Annotated in this window: 23 protein-coding genes; 18 read left to right on the forward strand and 5 right to left on the reverse strand. The window is 49.1% G+C overall.

All coding sequences use genetic code 11. The annotated features are described in order from the left end of the window. Positions 1-322 precede the first annotated feature (322 nt). The 12 genes from R5268_RS00225 (at position 323) to R5268_RS00280 (ending at position 11562) form a co-directional block, all read left to right on the forward strand. Positions 323-1069: a FliM/FliN family flagellar motor switch protein gene (locus R5268_RS00225; RefSeq protein ID WP_317418575.1), complete on the forward strand. Its 747-nt coding sequence runs from the start codon at positions 323-325 to the stop codon at positions 1067-1069. Beyond that, positions 1066-1728 carry an EscR/YscR/HrcR family type III secretion system export apparatus protein gene (locus R5268_RS00230; RefSeq protein ID WP_317418574.1) on the forward strand — a complete coding sequence of 221 codons (663 nt, stop codon included), beginning with the start codon at positions 1066-1068 and terminating at the stop codon, positions 1726-1728. The genes R5268_RS00225 and R5268_RS00230 overlap by 4 nt, the downstream gene beginning before the upstream one ends. A gap of 1 nt (position 1729) precedes the next feature. Then, positions 1730-1996: a type III secretion system export apparatus subunit SctS gene (gene sctS, locus R5268_RS00235; protein WP_317418573.1), complete on the forward strand. Its 267-nt coding sequence runs from the start codon at positions 1730-1732 to the stop codon at positions 1994-1996. Between the two features lie 6 nt (positions 1997-2002). After that, positions 2003-2764 carry a type III secretion system export apparatus subunit SctT gene (gene sctT, locus R5268_RS00240; protein ID WP_317418572.1) on the forward strand — a complete coding sequence of 254 codons (762 nt, stop codon included), beginning with the start codon at positions 2003-2005 and terminating at the stop codon, positions 2762-2764. Further along, positions 2757-3806: an EscU/YscU/HrcU family type III secretion system export apparatus switch protein gene (locus tag R5268_RS00245; protein WP_317418571.1), complete on the forward strand. Its 1050-nt coding sequence runs from the start codon at positions 2757-2759 to the stop codon at positions 3804-3806. The genes sctT and R5268_RS00245 overlap by 8 nt, the downstream gene beginning before the upstream one ends. 108 nt (positions 3807-3914) lie before the next feature. Further along, a complete protein-coding gene (locus R5268_RS00250) occupies positions 3915-4382 on the forward strand; it encodes a tetratricopeptide repeat protein (RefSeq protein WP_218454675.1) in 468 nt (155 codons plus the stop codon). After that, a complete protein-coding gene (locus R5268_RS00255; RefSeq protein WP_317418570.1) occupies positions 4379-5440 on the forward strand; it encodes a hypothetical protein in 1062 nt (353 codons plus the stop codon). The genes R5268_RS00250 and R5268_RS00255 overlap by 4 nt, the downstream gene beginning before the upstream one ends. A gap of 252 nt (positions 5441-5692) precedes the next feature. Next, the gene (locus R5268_RS00260) at positions 5693-7411 is read left to right on the forward strand and encodes a hypothetical protein (RefSeq protein ID WP_317418569.1); all 1719 of its coding nucleotides are present in this window, start codon (positions 5693-5695) and stop codon (positions 7409-7411) included. Between the two features lie 18 nt (positions 7412-7429). Further along, positions 7430-8185 carry a hypothetical protein gene (locus R5268_RS00265; protein ID WP_218454672.1) on the forward strand — a complete coding sequence of 252 codons (756 nt, stop codon included), beginning with the start codon at positions 7430-7432 and terminating at the stop codon, positions 8183-8185. Between the two features lie 202 nt (positions 8186-8387). After that, positions 8388-9662, forward strand: a complete 1275-nt coding sequence (locus R5268_RS00270) for a bifunctional O-acetylhomoserine aminocarboxypropyltransferase/cysteine synthase (RefSeq protein ID WP_218454671.1) — start codon at positions 8388-8390, stop codon at positions 9660-9662. 49 nt (positions 9663-9711) lie between these two features. After that, a complete protein-coding gene (locus tag R5268_RS00275; protein WP_317418568.1) occupies positions 9712-10515 on the forward strand; it encodes a MetQ/NlpA family ABC transporter substrate-binding protein in 804 nt (267 codons plus the stop codon). 453 nt (positions 10516-10968) lie between these two features. Then, positions 10969-11562 (forward strand): LemA family protein, encoded by a 594-nt coding sequence (locus tag R5268_RS00280; RefSeq protein WP_046894696.1) that lies wholly within the window; start codon positions 10969-10971, stop codon positions 11560-11562. 51 nt (positions 11563-11613) lie between these two features. Here R5268_RS00280 and R5268_RS00285 read toward each other — a convergent pair whose 3' ends face one another. Beyond that, positions 11614-14706 carry a MexW/MexI family multidrug efflux RND transporter permease subunit gene (locus tag R5268_RS00285; RefSeq protein ID WP_317418567.1) on the reverse strand — a complete coding sequence of 1031 codons (3093 nt, stop codon included), beginning with the start codon at positions 14704-14706 and terminating at the stop codon, positions 11614-11616. Further along, positions 14706-15818, reverse strand: a complete 1113-nt coding sequence (locus R5268_RS00290; RefSeq protein ID WP_107679244.1) for an efflux RND transporter periplasmic adaptor subunit — start codon at positions 15816-15818, stop codon at positions 14706-14708. The genes R5268_RS00285 and R5268_RS00290 overlap by 1 nt, the downstream gene beginning before the upstream one ends. A gap of 152 nt (positions 15819-15970) precedes the next feature. Between R5268_RS00290 and soxR the strand changes: the two genes are divergently transcribed. The 6 genes from soxR to R5268_RS00320 all read left to right on the forward strand — a co-directional run bounded on the left by soxR (position 15971) and on the right by R5268_RS00320 (position 21870). Beyond that, a complete protein-coding gene (soxR, locus tag R5268_RS00295) occupies positions 15971-16462 on the forward strand; it encodes a redox-sensitive transcriptional activator SoxR (RefSeq protein WP_052926708.1) in 492 nt (163 codons plus the stop codon). A 58-nt stretch (positions 16463-16520) separates the two neighbouring features. Continuing rightward, on the forward strand, positions 16521-17558 hold the full coding sequence (locus tag R5268_RS00300) for a mechanosensitive ion channel domain-containing protein (protein WP_410795814.1): 1038 nt from the start codon (positions 16521-16523) through the stop codon (positions 17556-17558). Between the two features lie 82 nt (positions 17559-17640). Further along, positions 17641-18498: a MerR family transcriptional regulator gene (locus R5268_RS00305; RefSeq protein WP_317418566.1), complete on the forward strand. Its 858-nt coding sequence runs from the start codon at positions 17641-17643 to the stop codon at positions 18496-18498. 310 nt (positions 18499-18808) lie between these two features. Further along, complete coding sequence (locus R5268_RS00310) at positions 18809-19966, forward strand: aminotransferase class I/II-fold pyridoxal phosphate-dependent enzyme (RefSeq protein ID WP_317418565.1); 1158 nt, start codon at positions 18809-18811, stop codon at positions 19964-19966. A 30-nt stretch (positions 19967-19996) separates the two neighbouring features. Continuing rightward, the gene (locus tag R5268_RS00315) at positions 19997-21268 is read left to right on the forward strand and encodes an MFS transporter (RefSeq protein WP_107679240.1); all 1272 of its coding nucleotides are present in this window, start codon (positions 19997-19999) and stop codon (positions 21266-21268) included. A 113-nt stretch (positions 21269-21381) separates the two neighbouring features. Further along, positions 21382-21870 carry a tetratricopeptide repeat protein gene (locus tag R5268_RS00320; protein ID WP_052956704.1) on the forward strand — a complete coding sequence of 163 codons (489 nt, stop codon included), beginning with the start codon at positions 21382-21384 and terminating at the stop codon, positions 21868-21870. A gap of 43 nt (positions 21871-21913) precedes the next feature. Here the strand turns inward: R5268_RS00320 and R5268_RS00325 are convergent, their stop codons facing one another. The 3 genes from R5268_RS00325 to R5268_RS00335 all read right to left on the reverse strand — a co-directional run bounded on the left by R5268_RS00325 (position 21914) and on the right by R5268_RS00335 (position 25652). Further along, positions 21914-23842: a TonB-dependent receptor gene (locus R5268_RS00325; RefSeq protein WP_317418564.1), complete on the reverse strand. Its 1929-nt coding sequence runs from the start codon at positions 23840-23842 to the stop codon at positions 21914-21916. Positions 23843-23970: 128 nt separating this feature from the next. Beyond that, positions 23971-24816, reverse strand: a complete 846-nt coding sequence (gene modD / locus R5268_RS00330) for a ModD protein (protein ID WP_317418563.1) — start codon at positions 24814-24816, stop codon at positions 23971-23973. Next, entirely contained in the window at positions 24813-25652 is an 840-nt protein-coding gene (locus R5268_RS00335; RefSeq protein WP_218454664.1) for a class I SAM-dependent methyltransferase, read from the reverse strand. The genes modD and R5268_RS00335 overlap by 4 nt, the downstream gene beginning before the upstream one ends. Positions 25653-25654: the final 2 nt, after the last annotated feature.

A 25654-nucleotide genomic window follows, 5' to 3' on the forward strand; every position in this document is an offset into this window, starting at 1 on the left:
CGGAGTTCCCCGGAAAGCAGCAGTCCTGATTATTATTGTTCTTATTATTTTAGGCAGAAGCATCAGCCGCCGGAACCAGTACTTATTTACCGGGAAAAACCGGGGCGGTTTAAATTGGAAACCGGTTCAGAACCCCTTAACCGGCGTCTGAAATCCATAGTAAATATAAATGGAATTGATAATATTGATATATTATAGACGGATAAAATAAATGTATTATGATACATATCAGGCAATGGATTATCTGAGCTGTTACCTTCCTGAGAAAAAAGAAATAAACAGGCGTGTTATTTATTGCCGACTGGTTAATACACAGAATATATTGGATGTTTTAATTGATGTGGAATCATTTCTCCATTATTTAATTGGTGAAAATACCATTCCGTGGGAAATCATTCCTGAAAAATATCTGATTGAACTGATTAATGAGCATAAAAAAGAGATCAGGCTGCCTTTTTTCTCACCGGAATATTATTTCCCGGAACTCAGTACCGGAATACCTCCGGCAGATCGTACCCGTAAGCTTACATTCAGCGAAGAGGGGATTGATTTCTGTCTGATTGGTGCGAAAGGCCGGTTTGATATTACCGGAACACCGCTGACACCGGATCTGTCTGTTCCGGTAAATGCCGGGATTTATATGGGGTCAACCCGGACATTTACCGGGGTGATTCAGCAGATCACTGAAGGTGATGTCCTTTTCATTACACAAAACCAGCGATTTCTGAGAGCAGGAGGCTATTTTCAGATGACACTGAAGCAGGAGCAGGACGAAACGGTTATCACTGCGCGCGGGATTGTTCCGGAAGAGCCGGTTTCCGCACCGGAAAACACGGTGTTTGACAGCAGCAGAATACCGGTTCAGGTGGATTTTCTGCAGTACCGCAGGGTGTTTCCGCTGTCTGAACTGACGGCATTGCAGCCGGGAGATAAACTGGCGCTGCCGGCAGCGGATAATCAACTGATTATGCTGGAAATTAACGGACAGCGCTTTGCTCAGGGGGAACTGGTACGTATCGCAGAGCAGTACGCAGTCGAAATTCATCATATCTTTCAGAAGGGTGAATGATGACCGACAGCGCTGTTTCGATGATGCTGATGCTGGCCGCGGCATCCGTTTTACCGTTTATTCTGGCGGCGGGAACCTGTTATCTGAAATTTTCCATTGTCTTTGTGATGGTGCGTAATGCACTGGGTGTTCAGCAGGTACCGTCAAATATGGTACTCAATGCCGTTGCCTTTATTCTGGCGATGGTGGTGATGTTTCCGCTGGTCAGTAAAACGTACCATTATGTGGCTGAAAATCCGGTGGAATTATCACAGCCGGAATCACTGTCACGCTTTGCGGATGAGGGATTGCAGGATTACCGGGACTATCTCTTTCGTTATGCGGACAAACCACTGTTATCTTTTTTTGCGCAAACCGGCGTTGATGAAGATACGGACCCGGAACTGACAGATGCCCGTGAGATTGCCTTTTTTCCCCTGCTGGCGGCTTATGCGCTGGGGGAAATCAAATCGGCCTTTCTGATCAGCTTCTATCTCTATCTGCCGTTTATCGTGATCGACCTGGTGGTATCCAGTGTTCTGCTGGCGCTGGGGATGATGATGATGAGCCCGGTGACACTGTCGGTGCCGATCAAACTGATCTTATTTATTGCGCTGGATGGCTGGTCGCTGTTATCAACCAGTCTGGTGTCTCAGTATCTCGAACTTATGGATATTTAACATGGATGCTATTTATGCAGCGGATAAAGGGATTTATCTGGTGATTATGTTATCGCTGCTGCCGGTGACCGTCGCCACTGTGGTGGGGCTGACTGTCGGGTTACTGCAAACGGTTACCCAGATCCAGGAACAAACACTGCCCTTCGGGCTGAAACTGATTGCTGTATTTATCTGTATCTTAATGCAGCTCACCTGGCTGGGGGATTCCATGCTTAATTATGCCCGCGAAATGTTTTCACTGGCGCTCAGTGCAACGGCAGCAGGTTAATTTCCGGTGCTGCTATTCTTCTGGTTTCATGATCTGCTCCAGAGTGCTCTGCTCAGCAGTGTGCGGTTATTTGCGGCATTCTCTTTTCTGCCGTTTCTGAATGATAAATTTATTCTCAGCCGTACCTCGCGGGGGATTGTAATTTGCATCCTGGCTTTGTGCCTTGGCGGCAATAACAGCCATTCCGGCGGGGATATTTCACTACTCAGTGTGCTGAGTGAAATCATTGCCGGCACTGTGATGGGCCTGATTTACAGTACACCGTTCTTTATTTTTGCTGCTTTTGGTGAATATATTGATAACCAGCGGGGGGCTAACATCAGTGATACAGCTGACCCGACAACCGGGACAGATGCTTCGCCGTTTTCCACCTTTATGAACCTGTTTTCCGTCTCTTTTTTTCTGCTCAATGATGGTCTGGTATTACTGGTGGCCTCACTCCTGGACAGTTTTCATTTATTACCGCCCGGGACATTGCTGACGGAAATACGGTACGAGGCAGTATTTGACTGGCTGACAAACAGTCTGTCACTCTCTTTGTTGTTCTGTATGCCGGTACTGATTATTTTATTTATCTCAGAGGTCAGCCTGGGCATTCTGGCACTGTATAATTCACAGCTGAATCCGTTTTCATTATCGCTTTCAATAAAAAGTATTATTGCTTTTTTGCTCGCGCTTCTGCTGTTTCGCAGCACAACGGTAACGGATGTGACGGTACTGTTTGATACTTCTCCGGTAACATACTTTCTCAGGGGGAGTGATGGCTGAAAAAACAGAAAAACCCACCAGTAAAAAATTACAGGATGAGTCCAAAAAAGGGAATTCATTTAAATATAAAGAATTACTTTCCACAACCGGCTATGCAACAGGTATAGCGTATCTGCTTTATATTGCTGACTGGTCAGCATTCAGCCGTTTTTATCAGACGGTATTACGCAATGTAAATCATCTGTCTCTCCCGGTGTATATTCAGATGTTATCGGATATTTTTTTTCAGATGGTATTACCGCTGATTATGTTATGCGGCGTGAGCGTCAGTTTTGTTTCACTGATGCAGACCCGCTTTGCAGTTGCTACCGAAGCGATTAAATTTGATTTAAAGAAAATTGACCCGATTGCAGGGTTTAAACGTATTTTTACCAAAAAATCACTGAAAAACCTGGTTAAAGCGCTTATTTCACTGATTGTATATTTATCGGCGGGTTATATATTTATTGTGTTGTACACCGGAGATATTTATCAGTTAATTATGGCTCCTTTCTCTGAAGTAAGTGACGGTTTTCTCTATTTTACCGGCCGTTATATTTTTATCTTCATCCTCCTATTACTGCCATTACTGGTAATTGACTATATCGTTGAATACTTTTTCTTTTTTAATGATATGAAAATGGAAAAACATGAAGTTAAACAAGAGTATAAAAACAGCGAAGGTAATCAGGAAATAAAATCTGCGCGTAAACAACAGCACCGGGAGCTGCTGAATGCGGAAACCAAAGCACTGATAAAGAATTCAGATGTTGTGGTGGTTAACCCGACTCATATTGCCGTCGCAATTTATCTTGATCCGGAAAATGGCGTTATGCCGCTGATCACTGTTAAAGGGAAGGGTGAATACGCACTGGCAGTCCGCCGGTATGCTGAGAAACACAAGGTGCCGGTGGCCAGAGATATTCGTCTGGCGCGGACGTTATTCAGAAAATACCATGTTTTTGACACCATTATTGATAATGATCTGGATAAATTTCTCGATCTCTTACTTTGGCTGAATGAGGCAGAACAGGCTGCATTTGCTGATAGTGAGCTGCACTAATGTGTATCTGACAGGAAGATACTGAGGCGTATTTTATGAAAGTGATTATCAGTGCAATCAGATAGTATTGTCTGACTTGATAATCGGATATTATTAAGGAGAATTGTTATGGATGACAGTATTAATGCAGATATAAAATCACTTGTGGAACATATCTTTTTGTCTCTGGAAAACGGGGCATTTTCAGATATATTCAAACAGGATAAAGGCCATGATTTTAGTAATGTTTATTCTTTAGCCTGTGATTATTATGATAAAGGCCTTATTGAGCAGGCTGAAAAAATATTCAGATCTCTGTGTTTATATGATTTTAGTAATGTTAATTATTTGCTCGGTCTGGCAGCAGTAAAACAAGTTCAGAAACAATATCAGAAAGCCATTAATCTTTATTCACTGGCAATTAGTCTGGATGAAAGTAATGCATCAGCATGGTTTTATATTGGTCAGAGTTACTTATTTTCTGGTGATGAAAACTCAGCCATTACCAGTTTTAAAAAATGTCTTTCAATGTCATGCAGTGATAATGAAAGAGAGCAATCATTAGATTATATATCAATTCTGGAGGGTAATTTGTGAACATAAATAACTATCATAATATTGCGACCAGTATACCATTGACTGAAAATAAAACTAACGCAGAAGAATATGAAAGCTTTGATGTGAAGGCTTCTGATGTATCGAATATTATAGTTGATGATAAAATATTGACTCTTTTTTATAATGAATTATGTGAAATAAACTCAGCTTTGTCAGATCCAATGATAACAGAAAAAAAAGCATTAATAGAATTGGGTAAATATAATGAAATAATAAATGTTGAATATATTCAAAAGTTTATTCTGACCACGGAAAATAAACTTGCAGATAAAATAAGGAATGTACAGGAAGATATCCAATATTTTTTCTTAAAAAAAGAAATGGTTACTTTTGGGTATTTTGTCGACAAAATGGATGTTGCCTCCAGGTATGGACATAATATAAATGTGAAGTGTTACCGCAATGGATTCAGTCAGTATACGGAATTTTATAAAACACTAACAAAATTATTGAGCTCTTATGGTGAATATTCCCGGGGAGTGATTGACGATGGTAAAAGAACAAAATTCAGACAGAATTTATTTTATTGTAATCTGCACAAAGCGTTAATGGATTATTACCCTGTAACCGGTGATTTAAAGAATGATAAAAAGAATGATTGCTCAATATATAAAGGACGCTTTGAAATAGATGCAAATAGTGGAATAGACAATTGTTCAATATATATTGACGGGGAATTAATTGATTCCGGAGTTAGTTATGACAATGCAGTAAAAAAAATGGAATATTTTTTTTCTGTTATGAAAAACCCGGTATCAGGAACCCAGGTTATTAAAAAAATAAATACAGAAACAGACAGTAATGGTAATTTAGTAAGAATAACAGGAATGGTTGATGTTATGGTAATGCCTGAGGCATTATTCAGATGGCTTGAGTTTCCTATAAAAAAAGAAAATTATGACGAAATTAATTCTTTTTTCGAACAATCAATGGATAAATTAAAGAAATTTAATCATATTAATGATGATTATTCTTTGATATCTTCTTTATACGAATCTGCATTAAAAAAACCAGTGACATATTTAATGCTAAATTAAATGACAGCTATTTTAAAACAGCAGAGTCCGGAATAAATGAGGAATGGCCGTTAGATCAAGGTAAAATTAGTTCATATAATACCATTATGGATGGAATAAAAAAAGAATTCCAAATGACGCTTGATGAGTTTTCTCAGCGCTATAACACGATCAACAGCAATTACGATAATATGCTCAGAGTGATTACTACTATGATAAGTGAATTAACTCAGGAGTTAAAAGGTTTTTTACGTATTTAAAAAGGGTGAATACATGGATGTATCAGGAATTAAATCAGCACAGTTAAATGTTACCGGCGCTTTAGCCGGGGAAATTGATGAAGCAGAGAAAAGTAAAGTCGCTAATCAACAGGAAGATATCTCTCATTCTGAGAAAATCATAGAAGAACTGGGGGCTCGATACAACAGGGAAAGCGCGAAAAAAACAAAGCCGCAGCTTAACGGAAATCTGACGGGTAAACAGCATGACGATAAAGCCGCTGAGAAAAGAATGTCGATTAATGAGCTGTTTTCACGGTTATCTGATAATCTTTTTGATGAGCAGGTTAACAATTCAGATATAAATGAAAGTATTAAAAGTAATATACTGAAAAGTATGTGGTCTCCACAGAAAGAAAATGTTCTTAATAAAGAGATTGATAGTTACGCGTCTGCACTATCTGAGTTAATTAATGAGCTGTGTGAATATTATTTCGATGTGTTTCAGGATCAAAATCCGGATCATGATGATATCAGAATGTTCTTTTCCGGCGCTGAACGGACGAAAATAAACGGAAAAAATGATTTTGAGATTCTTTTTAAAAGCAAAGTAAATATTGATAGTGTTAACGATGTCATTGCAGGGAATAATACTGATTGTAATGACAGTATATGTATTCTCAGTGATATTCTGGATAGTATTACGTGTCTGCCGAAAGTAAAAAATAAAGTGCCGATAGCAGAGCCGGAAAAAATAAATTCACTTAAATTTGAATTAAATATGTTACGCGGTACGGCAGAAATACTGTCCTCAGCGAAAGAGTGTTTGTTTTCGGCACAAACATTGATCAATATGAATGATAAGAATACGTCGGAGTATAATAATTCACTCGCTGTTCTTATGGGAAAACTTGCCGATTTACGTGATCAAATAGCCCAGCAAAAACTGGATAATGATCGTGAATTAGCCAGGTTACAGCAGTTGGCATTGCAGGTAAAGACAGATACAGATGCAGCAGAAATTACTGCAAAAATAAAAAAAGCAGAATTCCTGCAAACTTTATTTAAATGGCTGGGACCTCTGATCACTGCAATTATGGCGGTATTAACTGTGATCACAGGTGGCTTATTAGCAAAAGCACTGGTTGCGGTTATTGTTATTATGACAATTATCAGTGAAATTGTAAAAGCTGCGGGTGGTCCTGATATTATGGCAAAAGTGATGGAGCCGGTGACCAAACTGGTACAAGTCATCCAAAAATTTATTAAAGACGTTGCGATGGTTGTTGGTAAAGCGGCAGGAAAATCACCGGAAGAGCTGAAAAAGCTGGAGAAGGTGATGGAAATTGCCGCAATGGTGATGGCTGTTATTGTGGTAGCGGCATTATTTATGGCGGTGGCTTCAGCAATAGGCGCTATTGCAGGGCAGGTTACGGCTCAGGTTGCGTCAGAAGCGATGCAGGCGGCAATAAAAAGTTTCTTTGCTCAAATACAGGCCGTGCTGATTAATATGATGATGTCATCAACAATTGTAAACGGTATCAGTTCTGTAACGAATGGTGTGTTACAGGCAGATATTACCCGGCATCGTGCAGATATGGATACAGATTTAGTATTACTGGACAGAATAACGGAATTAATGAATCAGATAATGGAAACTTTTTCTGAATCACAAAAGGATCTGATCGCGCTTAACGAGAAAGTAAGTAAATACGGAAATGAATCTTTTCAGCGAATGAAGTCAATGTTGCAGCAGGGGCAGCTGGCTGTTTAATTTATAAAGGGAACTGTGATGGAAATTATTAATAATGTCAGTACACCATCTTCTGGCTATATACCGGAAAATGACGTTGTACAGAAAAAAACAGTATTACCGGATAATACTGTTAACCGTGAAATCATCAGATTAGTGGCTGAAAATCAGTATTCTCAGCAAAATACCGTTAGCGGTAAAACGGCGGAAGAAATAATCAGGCCATTTTCACAGCATGTCATACCTTCTTTATTATCCGATTATGATAATAAACGAATGAGTGCAGTGATTGAGCTATGTAACGTGTTGCTGCTTGATGCCGTCAGTCAGCAGGAACGGCGGAATACATTAGAAAATCTGGCTATGCAGCAGGCCGGGAAATTAAAGGAATTGAAATATCAGGAAGCGGATTATCAGATAGCAGCGGCTGTTGTCGGGGCAATTGTGTCTGTGACGATTGCTGTTGCCGGCGGAAGTATGGCAATCAGCGGGATTAATCCGGCTAATCCGGGTGTAATGACAGCAAAAGGGCTTGCCGGGCAGGCAATATCCGGTTTATCACAGTCACTCGGACAGTTAGGTTCTCAGCCTATTGCAGCGATGGGTACCCGCTTACAAGGGGAAGGTGAGGTTGTTCGTGCTTTGAAAGATGTCCTGCTCAGTAACATGGCTGCACATAATAAAGTGTCAGATGATCAGAAAGCATTCCAGAAAAAGCTGCTGGAGATAATGAACAGTGAATTTGAGAATCGTAAGAATACAGTACAGAATCTGATTAATAATATGAAAGGATAGTTTCTCACTCCTTTATATTGTCTCACTCCTTTCATCAATCAAAGCCGCTTCTGACAGCGGCTTTTTTCTCATCATGAAGAAAATTCATCTTGTTTTGCCACTTCCGTTTTGATCTCTGCGGTGAATATCGGTATAAGAAAGGAATATCTAAACGTCTGGACGTCTAAATAATAATATTCACCTGTGCGGTAAGGAAGAACACATGAAACTTGAAACGCTCTCTGTCCATGCCGGTTATTCACCGGATCCGACCACCAAATCTGTCGCGGTTCCTATCTATCAGACCACCTCCTATGCTTTTGATGACACGCAGCACGGCGCGGATCTGTTTGATCTGAAAGTCGCGGGGAATATCTACTCACGCATCATGAACCCGACCAATGATGTGCTGGAGCAGCGCGTGGCAGCACTGGAGGGCGGAATTGCCGGGCTGGCGGTGGCATCGGGCATGGCGGCGATCACTTATGCTATCCAGACGCTGGCCGGGGTCGGTGACAATATTATCAGTGTCTCCAAACTCTATGGCGGCACGTATAATTTGTTTGCGCATAATTTTCCGCGCATCGGCATCGACGTCCGTTTTGCCGATCATGATGACTTCGCACAGCTGGAATCCCTGATTGATAACAATACCAAAGCGGTTTTCTGTGAAACCATTTCCAACCCGGCAGGGCATATCGCGGATATTGAAAAACTGGCAGAGATAGCACACCGTCACGGCGTTCCGCTGATTGTGGATAACACCGTTGCCTCTCCGGCACTGTGCCGCCCGATTGAGTTTGGTGCGGATATCGTGGTGCATTCACTGACCAAATATATCGGCGGACACGGCTCATCACTCGGCGGAATTGTTATCGATTCCGGAAAATTCCCGTGGCAGGAACATGCAGATCGCTTTGCGGTGCTGAATACTCCGGACCCCTCTTATCACGGTGTGAACTACAGCGAACACTTCGGTGCGGCGGCCTTTATTGCCCGCTGCCGCGTGGCTCCGCTGCGTAATACCGGTGCGGCATTATCGCCGTTTAACAGTTTCCTGATTTTGCAGGGACTGGAAACACTGGCGCTGCGCATGGAGCGCCATACTGAAAATGCTCTGCGTGTTGCGGAATATCTGCAGCAGCATCCGCAGGTGGCCTGGGTGAAATATGCCGGGCTGGCGGATAGCCCGGAGCATGCACTGGCGAAGAAATATGTGCAGGGCACCCCGGCGTCAATTATGTCTTTCGGCATCAAAGGGGGGGCAGAGGCGGGTGCGAAGTTTATCGATGCTTTGAAACTGATTGTCCGTCTGGTCAATATCGGTGATGCAAAATCCCTGGCCTGCCATCCGGCCACCACGACTCACCGTCAGCTGAATGAAGCCGAACTGGCCCGTGCCGGGGTATCACAGGATATGATCCGGTTATCCGTCGGTATCGAACACATTGATGACATCCTGGCGGATATCAGTGCGGCACTGGACAGTGCGAAATAATATTATTAGTCAATAAAATATAACCATAACAATATGTTCCGGAGATAGTATGAGAAAAATTATTGTATCGGCACTGCTCGCCTGCACCACATTACTGGCAGTGTCCTGCTCGCAAAATGACGATGAAAAACCGCTGAAAGTGGCGATTAACACCGGGCCGGATCAGGCTATCTGGGATGAAGTAGTTAAAGTCGCCAAAGAGAAGCAGGGGCTGGATATTGAAGTTATCGCTTTCAATGACTATGTCCTGCCGAATGAAGCGCTGCGCAACAATGATGTGGATGCCAATGCATTCCAGACCGTGCCGTACTATGAAGCGCAAAGCAAAGAGCGCGGCTATCAGTTTGAAGTGATCGGCAAAACCTTTATCTTCCCGATAGCGGCATACTCGAAAAAAATCAAATCCGCAGCCGAACTGCCGGAGGGTGCAACCGTCGCCATCTCCAATGAAGCCACCACCCTCGGCCGCAGCCTGCTGCTGTTACAGGCTCAGGGGCTGATTAAACTGAAAGACGGCGTCGGTTATCTGCCGACGACACTGGATATCATTGAAAATCCGAAGAAACTGAAGTTTGCGGAAATAGATACCCCGCAACTGACCCGCACCCTGGATGATCCGGATGTGTATCTCTCCGTTATCAACAATAACTTCTCATCTCAGGTCGGATTATCCGCTGCCCGTGACGGTCTGTTTATGGAAGGAGCGGATTCCCCGTATGTGAACCTGATCGTGGTCAGAGCGGCAGATAAAGACAATGAGAAACTGAAAAAACTGGTTGCGGCATTCCAGAGTGATGAGGTTCTGAAAAAGGCCGATGAGGTTTATAAGGGCGATGCTGTCCGGGCCTGGTAAATACGCGTCATCCTTCCGTCCATAGCGGCGTTGGCCGCACTCAGGGGCCCGGGTCACATACTGATGTATGCTCCCCGTGCCCCTTCACTTGCCGCCTTGCTCTGAACGGAATGATTTAACGTATTGAGAGCCGGGGCACAGGTGACGGGCAAAGAAAACAGAAAGCATGCGAGCCATGGATGGCGAGCCTGAGCGCACATGGAAGTGTTTACAGCGACTTTCTGTTTTTGCCCGTTGCCGGTGTGGGCACCGTAATCCCCGAATGTTGTCACTTTGCCGCCTTGCTCTGAACGAAATGATTTAGCGCATAACACTGAAGTGTTTACAGCGACGTTCTGTTTTTGCCCGTTGCCGGTGCAGGCACCGTAATCCCCGGTTTTACTCTTTCATCCTTATCTTGAATCCCCGGCGGATTGCCTGAATAATAGTCGCCACTGAGATAAGGAAAATACGATGAAACAACTGATTATCGGATTACTGGGTGTGGTGGTACTGGTCGGCGTACTGATGGTGTCCAACTACAACAGCATCCAGACACAGGACGAAGCGGTAACCGCCTCCGCCTCTGAAATGCTCAACCAGTACAAACGCCGTGCTGACCTGATCCCGAACCTGGTGAAAACCGTACAGGCCTCTTCTGACTTTGAACGTCAGGTCTTACAGGATGTGGTCAATGCGCGGGCAAAAGTCGGGCAGATGAATATCAACGTCAGTGACCTGAGTGACCCGGCACTGCTGGCCAAATTCCAGCAGGCACAGACTGAACTGGGTTCCTCGCTCTCCCGTCTGCTGGCGGTATCAGAACGCTATCCGGATCTGAAAAGTAATGCACTCTACAGCGACTTAATGGTACAGCTGGAAGGCAGTGAAAACCGGATCGCCGTTGCGCGCGGCCGCTATATCGAAAGCGTCCGTGAATACAACACCACTATCCGGAAATTCCCGGCAGTGATTATTGCAAACTATATGGGATACACCGCTAAACCCAACTTCAGCGTCGAAAACGAAGCAGAGGTCACAACAGTACCGGATGTGCAATTCAAATAAATAAAAAGGGATAACCGTTCAGTTATCCCTTTTCTGTATTAATCAGCCGGTTTACAGGCTTTGTTTCAGTGCTTTCTCTGCGGCCTGTAATGCCCGGCTGCGTTCCGTGGCATTCATACCGGAATGATCACGGGCGAGCCGGGTGTAAACGGCCGGCAGAACAAACAGGGTAAAGAGTGTTCCGACCATCATCCCTGACACTATCACCACACCAAGACCAAAACGGCTGTTGGCGCCGGCACCGGACGCAAACAGCAGCGGGATAAGTCCTATCACCATTGCGGCCGTGGTCATCAGTACCGGACGCAGACGTATCTGTGCGGCGCGGATAATGGCCTGACGGCGGTCGAGCTTTTCATGCATCTGCAGTTCATTGGCAAACTCCACCATCAGAATACCGTGCTTACTGATAAGCCCGATCAATGTTACCAATCCTATCTGAGTATAAATATTAAGCGTCGCATAGCCGAGCGCCAGCGGCAGCAGGGCACCGCAAACGGACAGCGGGACGGTGATCAGAATAATCAGCGGATCTGTCAGGCTCTCATACTGTGCAGCCAGCACCAGATAAATAATGATAAGTGCCGCCGCGAAAGCAAACATCAGTGTATTTCCTTCCTGTTTGAACTGCCGGGCGTCTGACTGCCAGTCATAACTGAACCCGGCCGGCAGCGCCTGTCCGGCCTGCTCCAGGAAATTCACCGCCTCGCCCAGTGTGACACCGGGGGCCGGTATTGCCTGAAAAACAGCCGCATTCTGCTGATCAAACTGGGTCAGTTTATTCGGTTCGACCGTAGTGCTGATTGTCACAATGGCAGAAAGCGGGATCAGCTGATTATCCCGGGTACGCACATACTGGCGCTCCAGTGCCTGCGGTGTCAGGCGCTGTTCGCGGGTGCTCTGCGGAATGACATCATAGGAACGGCCATCCATCGCGAAGCGGTTAATATAGTTCTCCCCGACCAGCAGATTCAGCGATTCGCCGATATCACTCATGCGGATACCCAGACTGTTGGCTTTTTCACGGTTGATCTTCACCTGCACGACCGGGTTGTTGTAATCGAGATCACTGTCAACCACCATAAATAAACCACTCTCCCGCGCCTGCTGCTTAATGTCCTCCATGGCCTGATACAGCACCGGATAACCCAGCGGGCTGCGCAATACCATCTGCACCGGCAGGCCACCGGCTGACCCCGGCAGCGGCGGCAGCTGGAAGACAAATATCTGACTGCCTTCTATCTCACTGACTGCCTGTTGCAGTGACTGCTGAACCTGCGCTGCGGATGTGGTACGGGCTGACCAGTCAGACAGGTTGATTCCGCCGAAACTGGCAGACGGGCCATCCGTGCCGTTGATAATCCACGTGCTGTCACTTTCCGGCAGTGTCATCATGACCTCATGCAGCCGCTGGTTAAAACGCTCGGCATAGGCGAGGTTGGCATGCTGCGGTGCTTTGACGGCGGTCAGGATACTGGCCTGATCTTCCGCCGGTGCCAGCTCCTGCTGCGCCTGCAGGTAAAGCAGCGGCAGGCTGATACAGACGGTGACAGCAAACAGGCCGGTGATCCAACGGTGATCGAGTAAAAAATTCAGGAGCCGGCCGTAGCCCGCAGCCAGTGAACTGAAAACATACTCCGCACCCGCCGCCATCCGGCCTTCATTCTGTCCGGCGTTCAGCATAAAGGAGCTCATGACCGGTGACAGCGTCAGCGCGACAATACCGGAAACAATCACAGCACCGGCAAGTGTCAGGGCAAACTCTCTGAACAGTGCCCCGGTCAGTCCGGACATCAGGCCGATCGGCGCATAGACTGCCGCGAGAGTAATGGTCATGGCAATGACCGGTCCCGCAACTTCACGGGCACCGATCAGTGCCGCCAGCACCGGTGACTTACCTTCCTCAATATGGCGGTGGACGTTTTCCACCACCACGATGGCATCATCCACTACCAGGCCGATAGCAAGCACCATCGCCAGCAATGTCAGCAGGTTAATACTGAAACCGGCCGCCAGCATGATAATTGCCGCACCCAGCATGGAGAGCGGGATCGCCAGTACCGGGATCAGCACACTACGCAGGGAGCCGAGGCACAGGAAGATCACTGCGATCACGATCGCCAGTGCTTCCAGCAGTGTCTGCATTACCTGATCAATGGAGGCCTCAATAAAACGGGCGGTTTCAAAGGCCATCTCTGCCTTTACACCCGGCGGCAGCGTTTTTTCGATCCCAGGCAGTAACTTTTTCATACCGTCAACAATGACCAGCGGGTTACCGGACGGCGTGGAGAAAAGACCCAGATAAATCGCAGATTCGCCGTTCATCAGGCCGCTGGTTTCGGCTGATACCGCACCGAGTTCGACGGTTGCCACATCTTTCAGCCGGACCAGACCGTTGCCGTCACTGTGGATCACCATATCGCGGAACTCATCGACGCTGGTCAGATCGGTATTTACATACACGTTGGCTATCACAAACTCGCCTTTGACCTTGCCGGGAGCCGCCTGGTAGTTATTGCGCCGTACGGCATCCGCAACATCAGCCGCTGTCAGGCCGCGTCCGGCAAGGCGTTCTGCATCCAGCCACAGCCGCATTGCCAGCGTCTGTCCGCCGAAAACCTGTACTTTTGACACTCCCTCAATCGCAGAAAACTGCGGTTCAACCACCCGGGAAAGATAGTCAGTCAGCGCCGGCAATCCGATATCACCGCCGGAAAAACCGATATAGGCGACCGCTGTGGATTCCCCGGATGATAATTCAATCACCGGATCATATGCCTGCTCCGGCAGTTTATAGCGCACCTGGTTTACCTTGGCCATTGCCTGGGCAAGGGCTGCCGTCGGATCACGGTTCAGTTCCATCCTTACTGTCACGGTACTTTGCCCCTGTACAGAAGAGGAGGTGAGGTAGTCCACCCCCTCCACGGAAGAGACAGACTGAGCAATCGGCTGGGTGACGAAACCCTGTATCAGCTCAGCGGATGCTCCCGGATAGCTGGTGGTGATGGTGATAGCCGAGCTTTGCAGCATCGGATACTGGCGGACAGGTAATTTGCTTAATGCAAACAGCCCGAGCAGCACAATCAGGGCGCTGACAACCAGCGCCAGCACCGGACGTCTGACAAAAATATCAGTAAAGGTCATCACTTCCTCCGGGATGCGGTTGTCTGCGCGGCAGCCAGCGTGTCGCTGTCACTCTGTACAATGGGGCTGCCGTCAGATAACCGGAGCTGGCCGGATGTCACCACCTGCATACCGGCGGTCAGCCCTTCCGTAATTTCTGTTTTGCCGTCCCAGCGTTTCCCGGTTTTGACCGCAGTACGGCGGGCAATCAGCCGGTTATCCTCACTTTTTTGCGCAACAAACACGGTATCGCCGTAGGCACTGTAAGTTACCGCAGTTTCCGGCACCGCAAGTACCCTGGAAGCTTCTTTCTGCGAAACCTGCACGCCCGCATACATACCGGCTTTCAGTCTGCCGTCATGGTTCGGCAGTTCCGCCTGAACGCGTACCGTCCGGGATTTGTCGATCAGAGGATCGACGGCCACAATTTTTGCGGAGAAAGTTTCACCCGGCCAGGCATCTGCCAGCACGGTGACCGGTTGCCCGGTATAGAGCTGAGGGACAGCCTGCTCATCCAGTGAAAAGTTGATTTTCAGCGTGCCGGCGTTGATCAGACTGACGACAGGATCACCTGCCTGAACATACTGACCTTCATGAACCTGACGTATCCCGAGTGTGCCTGAGAAGGGCGCACGGATTGTTTTTTGTGCGATCTGCGCCTGTGTCTGCCGGATAGCCCCCCGTGCCATATCCCGTTCTGCGCGGGTATTATCCACCTGTGCGGCAGCCACCATATTTTTACTGAATAATTGTGTTGTCCGGTTATGAAGCTGCTCGGTATTACGCAGCTGTGCCTGCAGTTTCGCGAGTTCTCCCTGTTCGATTGCATCATTGAGCTGCACCAGCGGCTGACCCTCTTTGACAGTATCACCCGAGACAAAACGGATAGCCGTAATACGCCCCGCGGTTTCCGGTGCCACCAGTACCTGGCGGGCGGCCTCCAGCTCTCCGACTCCCGCCAGTGTCCGGTTCAGCCCGGTTTCCTCAACCGGTGCCAGCGCAACCTGTACCGGCGGCATAACATACTGTCCGTCCGCGGTATCATCCTGCCCGGAGGCCATTACATAAGTACCGGCTGCACCGGCCAGGAGCACCGCGGCAGCCGCGGAACCGATCACATACTTTTTCTTCATCACTGTCAGCCCTTACAAAAAGCCATAAAACGGCATTAAAAAATAAAAAGAACCGGGATATTTGACACCGGAATGCCGTCGGACTATAAAACCTCAGGTTAAGTTGAGGTCAACACTCCGGGTGCCGGAATAACACTAAAGGAACATTCATCATGAAAAATGCCGGAAAACCGATCGATTCCGCCCGGGTGCTGACGGTGGGGGAAGTGGCTAAACGGAGCGGTGTGACCGTCTCCGCGCTGCATTTTTATGAGGAGAAAGGGCTGATCACCAGCACCCGTAATCAGGGAAACCAGCGGCGTTACCCGTCTGTGGTACTGCGCTATGTGGCGTTTATCAAGGCGGCACAGAGCACCGGGATTCCGCTGAAAGAGATTCAGGCGGTGCTCAGTCAGTTTCCGGTCAACAGTAAGCTGACATCAGAACAGTGGCGCATCCTGTCGTCACGGGTGCGCCGTTATCTGGATGAGAAGATCACCCGCCTCACCCGGCTGCGGGATGAATTTGATAAATGTATCGGCTGTGGTTGCCTGTCTCTGACCGATTGCCCGCTGCGTAACCCGGAAGATAAGCTCGGCGCCCTGGGAGCAGGCGCTCAGATTCTGAACCGTCCGGCGGATGATGAGGAATTTACAGCGGGATAAATTGAGTTTCCGGGCAAAATCCGTTAGAAGGAGAGGATAATACTAAGGAGTTATCGTGATTACCGAAGAATTTCTCTCCAATAATGTGCTCAGTCTGATTGTGCTGGTGCTGTGTCTGCTCGGTTCCGGCGGACTGATGATTTATAACCGCAAACGGGAAAAGGGCGAGCACGCCACATTAGTGCATGTTTCCCAGTTTATCATGTGGGCGCTGGGGGTGATTATCCTCGGGGATTTCACCGAACAGGGCATTGATCATTTTCAGTGGCGCTTTATCACGGCAGATACCGTCGGGATGATCTGCACCACACTGATCGTGCTGATGCTGATCCGCAAGCTGTTCCTGATGATAAACCGCCTGGCCGCCGCCCAGATCAAACGCGGCAGTGATGTCACGTCGGCGCATATTGTTTCCCGTGTGCTGAAAATCCTGATCGTGATAGTGGTGTTCCTGTTCTACGGTGAACACTTCGGGATGAGCCTGTCCGGCCTGCTGACCTTCGGCGGTATCGGCGGTATTGCCATCGGTATGGCGGGGAAAGATATTCTCAGCAACCTCTTTTCCGGCATTATGCTCTATTTTGACCGTCCGTTTAAAATCGGTGACTGGGTCAGCTCGCCTGACCGGCAGATTGAGGGCACGGTGGTGGAAATCGGCTGGCGTATCACCAAAATCATTACTTTTGATCACCGCCCGCTCTATATCCCGAACTCGCTGTTCTCCTCCATCAGTGTGGAAAACCCGGGGCGTATGACTAACCGGCGGATCAAAACCACAATTGGTCTGCGTTATGAAGATGCGGAGAAAATTTCACAGATTGTCAGTGAGATACGGGCTATGCTGAAAGCGGAGAGCAGCATTGATCAGCACCAGACGTTGCTGGTCTATTTTGATGAGTTTGGTGATTCCGCCCTCAATATTATGGTGTACTGCTTTACCAAAACCACGGTCTGGGCGGAGTGGCTGGCGGCACAGCAGGCGGTGTATCTGAAGATTATTGATATCGTACACCGCAACGGCGCAGATTTCGCCTTCCCGAGCCGGACTCTCTATATGGAACGCAACAGTGTCTCCCGCGAACCGCCGGGAGTGTGATCTGACGCCTTGCGTCATCCCCCCTGTTTCCGTTATTGTGCCGCCGGTTAATTCCTGAGAAGGTCATCAGAGGCGGCACAATATGGCGAAATATTTTTCCATCGGCGAGATGGCAAAGCTCCATAAAATCAGCATTCAGACACTGCGTTATTATGACCAGCTGGGGCTGTTCCGGCCGGTGTATGTCGATCAGGAAAGTAACTACCGCTATTACACTATCGATCAGTTTTCTCAGCTGGATATTATTAAATACCTGAAATATCTGGGAATGCCGCTGAAAGATATCAAACACCGGCTGGAAGACAGTGATACGCAGATCCTCAGTCTGCTGACGCGGAAAATTGCGGTGGTGGATGAAAAAATCCGCGAGCTTGAGCTGATTAAAAAGGTACTCTCCACCAAAAAAGAGACGCTGGAAAAAGGGATTGATACCGACAGTATCGGAAAAATCACCCGGCGTTATATTCCGCGCCGCCATATTTTATCGATGGATTATGAGCCCGGTCTGAGCTTTGAGGAGACCATGGAGTTCTCGCGGCGGCAGATTGCCAATATCCTCGAAGAGAATATCTCTATTTTCTACGGCGGCGTCAGCGGGCTGGTCTCCCGCAGTGAGTTTCTTGCCACGCAGCAGGTGCATTATCTGAACAGTTTTGTGATTGTCGAGCGCGACCTGTTTAACCCGCAGGTGCAGGATAAAATTACAGAAATTCCGGACGGTGAATTTATCTGTCTGATGTATCAGGGACCCTACAGCGAAAATACCGCAGCGTTTAAAGCCCTGACGGATTATGCGGAATATAAACGCATTCCGGTGGATAACATGATGTATGAAATCCCGGTGATTGACCCGCTTTCCACCAATGATGAGCGCCAGCTGCTGACTGAAATCCAGATCAAAGTGAAACGGCGTGAAATTGATACCCGCTGTCTGGTATAAAACTCTCCATATGCTATAGGTATTTATACTTTCAATACAAAAACAGGCTGATATTACTCAGCCTGTTTTTATTTTTAACACCGTATAATTACCCGTTTTGTGATGTGCATCCACTATATCGTAATTGACTCTATAGTAACTGGAGAGTCTATAGTTATCCACATTACAGCAATGGTTAAAAAGGTCGTTACCACCATACTATTAGTACCACACTATTACCCCCGCTGATCCTGAATCAGCCACCCGAACTGACTAATGATAATAAATGATGACATGCGGATCAGAGTGCTGATCTCATGAGGAGTCTGTTGTGCAAAAAAATACTGATTATGATTTGGAAACCAAACTGATCCACCAGGGTCATTCACCGGACCCGGCCACCGGCGCGCTGGCCAGTCCTATCTATCAGACCGCCACATTTGCGGCGCATTCTGTGGAGCATTTCGAAGAACTGTGCCGGACATGGGGCTATGTCTACAGCCGCGAGTGCAACCCGAACCTGACCGAGCTGGAAAGCAAACTGGCGATGCTGGAAGGGGCGGACAGCGCGATTGTCAGTGCATCCGGCATGGGGGCGATTGCCTCAACCCTCTTGTCACTGGTGAAAACCGGCGATCATATTGTCAGCGCGGACGGGATCTTCTCCCACACCCGCCTGCTGATGACAGAACTGCTGGCAAAATTCGGCGTGGAAATCACCTTCACGGATGCCACGAACAGCGACAATATCCGCGCCGCCATGAAACCGGCGACAAAGCTCGTGTATGTGGAAAGCCCGCTGAATCCGTCACTGGAGCTGGTGGATATCCGCGCGGTGGCAGACATTGCCCATCAGAACAAAAGCCTGCTGATTGTTGACAGCACCTTCTGTACGCCGATCCTGCAACGTCCGCTGGAACTGGGAGCGGATCTGGTGGTTCACAGTCTGACCAAGTTTATGAACGGTCACGGCGATACTCTCGGCGGCGCGGTTATCGGTTCCCGCGAACTGATCGAACTGATCAAATGGCCGGGATTATGCTGCTTTACCGGCGCGGCACTGGCACCAAACAATGCCTGGATGATTATGCGCGGGATGAAAACTCTCGATATGCGCATGAAAAAACACTGCGAAAATGGTCTGGCACTGGCGGAATTCCTGACATCTCAGGGCGAAATCGAAGAAGTCCGCTACCCGGCACTGAAAAATCATCCGCATTATGAGCTGTGTCAGTCCCAGATGAACGGCCTCGGCGGCGGTATCGTTTCTTTCCGTCTGAAAGAGGACATTCACGGCCTGAGCCGCGACCAGGTGAGCCGCAAATTTGTCAACTCCCTGAAACTGACCACTATTGCCACCAGCCTGGGGGAAGAACACACCCTGGTCCAGATGAACGGTGAAAACCTGATCCGTATTGCTGTCGGACTTGAGTCAGCAAAAGACATTATTGCGGATTTCCGCCAGGCCCTGGATGCTGTTCACGGCTGATAAGAAGAGATAACCATTATGGCAAATCACATGGCAAATCAATCCCGCGTCAGACGGATGCTGATTCTGTTTCTGCTGGCATTCGGCACCACCGCAATGTACAGCCTGCCTTACCTGAAGTCCTCGTTCTATGATCCGATGCAGCAGGCGCTGGGGCTGACGCACATTGAGATCGGTAACCTGCTCAGTCTGTATGGCCTGATCGGCATGTTTTCTTACTTTTTCGGCGGCTGGTTCGCGGACAGATTTTCTCTGCGTAACCTGATCACATTTTCACTGATTGCGTCCGGATCGCTGGGATTCTGGTTTGCGACTTTCCCGTCGTATAACACGATCCTGCTGATCCACGTTTTGTGGGGCGTCACTACGATCCTGACATTCTTCGCTGCGTCGATCAAAGTCGTGCGGATGCAGGGCACGGAAAAAGAGCAGGGGCGGATCTTCGGGTTTTACGAAGGATTATCCGGTGTGTCCGGTACACTGATCTCGTTTGTTGGTCTTTATTTCTTCGGCAAATTTGCCGAGGCGGCCATCGGCTTCCGTTATGTGGTCTGGCTTTATTCCGGTGCCTCGGTGATCTGCGGCATACTGCTGTTCTTCCTGATCGCGCACCGCAGCAGTACTGCGGAAAACGGCGAACCGGAAGAAAAAACCACATTCCGTTCTCTGATGAGTGTGGTGACCATGCCGAAAGCGTGGCTGATCGGGCTGATTATTTTCTCCACCTATGTGGTGTTCTCCAGCCTGACGTATCTCAGCCCGTATCTGTCACAGGTGTATGTGGTGCCGATTACCCTGGTGACGGCGCTGTCGATTATCCGCACCTATGTGATCAAAATGGTGGCTTCTCCGGTGGCGGGGATCGTGACGGATAAAGTCGGATCATCTATCAGCGTGATGTTTGTCGGCTTTATTATCATGGCCGTGAACTGTGCTCTGTTCCTCGTGATCCCGAAAGGTAACGCCTTTATGTGGTTTGCGGTGGTGAATATGGTGGTGCTGAGTGCATTACTGTTTGCATTCCGCGGTATCTATTTTGCCTCTGTTGCGGAATCGAAAATCCCGATGAAAACCACCGGTGCGGTTGTGGGCTTTGCCTCCTTTATCGGCTTCTCCCCGGATGCGTTCTATTATTCCGTGGCCGGCTACTGGCTGGATAAATACGGCGAAACCGGTTACAGCTATATCTTTATGCTCTCGGTCGCCTGTGCACTGCTGGGCGTGGTGGCAACGTTCCTGCTGCGTCAGATCAACCGCCGGGAAGCGGCAGGCAGCGGCATGACACTCTCGCCGTCAGTCTGAAAATAAAAAGACGGCACACAGCAGATAAAAATATAAAACAGACAGCGCCCCCGGTAACGGGGGCGTTTTTTATGCATAATCGCGGTTTACGGATGAAGCACGGAGACAACGATATGAATCTGAAACCGGCAGGTGTTTTGCTGATGAGTCTGTTTACGGCACCGTATGCAGCGGCGGAGTCCGGTGGTTTACCGCCGGAAGTCGTGCAGTTACAGCAGCAGGCACAGAGTGGTGAGGCGCAGGCGCAATATCAGCTGGCAGTACGCTATCTCAGGGGAGATGGTGTGGAAAAAAATGAGGCGCAGGCGGTGACATGGCTGGAAAAATCGGCCGCACAACATAATGCGGATGCACAGTATGTGCTGGGATCGCTGTATGCACACGGAAACGGTGTGACGGAAGATAAGAATAAAGCAATTGAATTCTATGACAAAGCCAGAGAGCAGAATCATCCGGAGGCTCAATACATGCTGGGCATAATGTATCTGGAAGGAAAATATGTTGCCCCGAATTATAAATATGCTCGTTACCTGATAGGTGAAGCCTGTAAAGGCGGGGCAGGCGGTGCGTGTGATGCATTTTCCCGTCTGCCTCCGCCGTAAGCGGTAACAATCCCGTATAATTTATGCGGGATTGTATGCGGTATCAGTAACGGTATTCCACGCCCAGCCAGAAGTTACGGCCTTCTTCCATATAGCCGTTGGTGTACTCGTAGGATTTATCAAACAGGTTATTGACGGAGGCATTGGCGGAAATGCCGTAACCGAAGTCATAATCCGCGCGCAGTCCGGTGAGAGCATAACCGGCCACTTTCTCATTGCTGTCATTGTACTGATAGCTCCATGCGCGGAACTCTTCGGACAGGGTGATCGTCAGCGGCTCGATCGGGGTGACTTTCACCCAGGCATACATTTTATGCTTCGGCAGCCCTTCCGCGTGATCAACATCTTTCGGATCACTGTGGATGTAGCTGTAGTTGATCCCGGTTTTCAGCCAGTCACTGACTTCACCTTTCACACCCAGATCCAGCCCGGTGTAATCCACACGGCCACTGTTCTGATTTTGGAAGTAGCGGTCACCGTTTTTAATCACCGTGTGTGCGAGGATCGCATCATCCACGCGGTTGTGATAGATGCTGGCCTGATAACCCCATTTATCGGTGATATTCCCTTCGTAGGTTAAATCGAAAGTCAGTGCGCGTTCGGCTTTCAGGTTCGGGTTAATGATGCCCAGTGAACCATCTTTTGGTTTCTCAGTGGTATAGCGCTCTTTTTGTGTCGGGAAGCGGCTGCGGTCAGAGACAGAGAACCGCACGTTATCCTGGTTGGCGAAGGTATATTTTGACATCACTTCCCAGTTAAAGGCGTGCTGATCATTATCATCCGCACCTTTATCCGCCTGACGGCTTTCGCGCCAGTCATAGCCGATGGCACCGATAAAATCGAGATCAGACGTGGCTGCCCACTGGTATTCGGTGGCGACAGAATAAGTGCGATCTTTATAACGCAGAATATCCCCGTTACGTTGTTTTTGTGCGCGGTGAACGTCATCTTTCCAGTGTGCGGAGAATGACAGCAGATCGCTTTCGCGCATGTCGATCCCTAACTGGAGAGAGGCACCGTTGCTGAAATCATCGTAATAGCTGTAATCGTACCCTTTGCCGTCTTTTTTATACATCAGCAGGGTATTTTCAAACTTATCATGGAACAGGCGGCCCTGGAGGTTCACGCCGTCTGTCAGCTGAGTGGTGCTGTTGAAATAGTAGCTCTCTTTGTTGTAATCCGGCCATTCCCACCAGCTGTATTTGCCTTTGCCCGGCACCGCAGACGGCGAACTGTCTTTGCTGCCGTTCTGCTTCAGATAAGTAAAGACATACTGGTCGGTTTCACGCGGGGTCCAGCCCACTTTCACCATACCGCGTTTATCATCGGATGAGGAGTGCGCACGGCGGCCGTTGCTGCCCGCCTGAGCGTTGTCATCATCGGAGCCCGGCAGGCCGAGGAAACGCTGTTTGTACTGGCTGCCGCTGACCTGGATAAACCCGAGGTCGTTGCGTGCGCCGACACGGGCGCTGGTGTTATAGGCATTATCCGCGCCGCGGGCGAAGCCCTGACTGAATGACACATTGGCTTCAAATGGTTTTTTCGGGGTGGCGGTGGTGAGGTTGATCGCACCGCCCATCAGGTTCGGTCCCTGTAACAGCGAGGTATAGCCTTTGCTCACTTCAATGCTTTCCAGTTCGCTGGTCATAAAGCGGCCGAGGTCAAGGTTGCCGTCATACGGGACATACGTCGGGATACCGTCGAAGAAAACCGGTACCTGACGGCTGTCAAAGCCGCGGACTTTCACCGTCAGCTCATTACGGTTGCCGGATTTTTCGAGAACCACACCCGGCATGGTGCTGATGGCTGTCGCCGCATTGGTTTTGTTCAGCGACTGCATCTGCGGCTGTGTGATGACATCCGGATTGGTGGCCACCGGGCTGCCCCAGACGGTCAGAATATCTGCGCTTTCTGCCTGTACCGCAGGCGCGGTTGCCAGCAGGATCGCTGAGCAGAGTAGAGTTCGTTTCATTATTATTTTTCCTGTTACCGATATGTATTTTTTTATATAACGACTTGCCGGACAAAAGGATAAAACGGCCGGTTCAGTGACCTGACCGGTTTATCCTTTAACTCACTATTTGGTTGTGCGGTTTTCCGTCAGCGCGGATATAACCGGACTTTAATATCCGCCGGGGACGCATAATATGGCGCGGACGTGACGAACAGCTTCACGCCGGTGTCCGCATACCGCCCGATGGTTTCTGCATTCAGCCCGCCTGCGGCAGACAGTGTGCAGTCCGGTGCCAGCACCGCGGCCTCTTTGACGAGACGGCGGATATCATCAGGGCTGAATTTATCCAGCTGTAACACATCCGGGTGTCCTTTCAGCGCCTGACGGGCCTCATCCGGGTTATCCGCTTCGACAATAATGGTTTTTTCCGGCGCTTCACGGCGCAGTGCGGCAATGGCTGAGCACCAGTTTTCCGGCTCTGCCAGGAAGCGGCGGTGATTGGCAAACAGCAGAATGGTTTCCGAACAGCCCTGACGGTGAATGATGCCTTTTCCGGCCAGTACGGCAGCCGTTGCCAGCAGCTTGGTGCCGGGAATGTTTTTACGGGTGCAGGCCAGCTGCGCATCCGGCTGATACTGACGGAGGGTATCCGTCATGCTGCGGGTCATGTGTGTCACGCCGCTGCTCCACTCGATCACATTCTGGACAATTTTCCAGCCCTGATGCAGGGCATCAGCACGTCCGGTGGCTGTCAGCAGGAGAGCACCGGCTTCGGCATAATCGCCGTCGTTCGCGTGTAATTGTGTCTGTAAGCCGAGTTTTTCCAGTAATTTCTGGCCCGGTATCAGCCCGCTGACATAACCGGCCTGCTTGCGGGAAAAGAGCATTTCCCCGCTCTGCGCGCCGATGCCGAGTGCGCGGGTGGTGAGATCGCCGTAATGAATGTCTTCCAGCAGGAGGCTGTCCAGAAAGGCATCACTGTAGTAGATCACTTCTGACCTCCCGGCAGCAGCAGGGCGGATTCCGGTACCACACTCCAGGAAACCATAGCCCAGTCGCGGGTGGCCGGTACCACCGGCAGACCGTCAGCCGCCTGCTTGTCGTAATAGCGGCGCAGCAGGGTCATCTCATGATTATCAAGCTGTCCCAGCGACCAGACCACACCGTCGGCAAACTGCTCAAATGTCATGTTGTCGCGGCTCTGGCAGTTCGGGCTGCGGATAAATTCCACGTCCGGATGAATGCCGAGCTGATTGAGGATATTCACCGCATAAATGTACGTCGGCAGAGTAACCGGTGTGCGGCCGATGGCGCGGATCACGCGGATATCGACAAATGTCGGGCTGACTGTGTGGGTGGTGTAAACCCGCAGCCGCGCGTGGCGGTTCAGTTTCAGCAGTGCGGCCTGTAAATCCATCACCAGCGTGGAGCGGGAAGCCACAGCGATATCGCACGGCGGCAGGGCTGACCAGTCATCTTCCCAGGCGCAGTGGCGGAAAGTGACGTGTGAACAGCCCTGAGTTTCTGCCCGCTGGCGGGCGACTTTCAGCATCCCTTCGCTGTAATCAATGCCGGTGACCTGCTCAAAGCTGTCTGCCAGCTGCAACGCGACAGAGCCCGGCCCGCAGCCGACATCCAGCAGGGTTTTCGCGCCGGTGGTATCGACGATCTCTTTAAAGCGGATCAGGTACGGATCGGCGGGGTTCGCACAGTTTTGTGCCATTTTCTCCGCACGTTTATCCCAGTGTTCCGGATCTTTGCGGGTTCGTTCGGCCTGTGCGAGATGGTCGCGGTAGAGTTGTGCGAAATCGATATCATCAATAGTCATGA

It is taken from the genome of Morganella sp. BCCO 40_0007, from assembly GCF_032989665.1.
GTDB lineage: Bacteria > Pseudomonadota > Gammaproteobacteria > Enterobacterales > Enterobacteriaceae > Morganella > Morganella sibonii.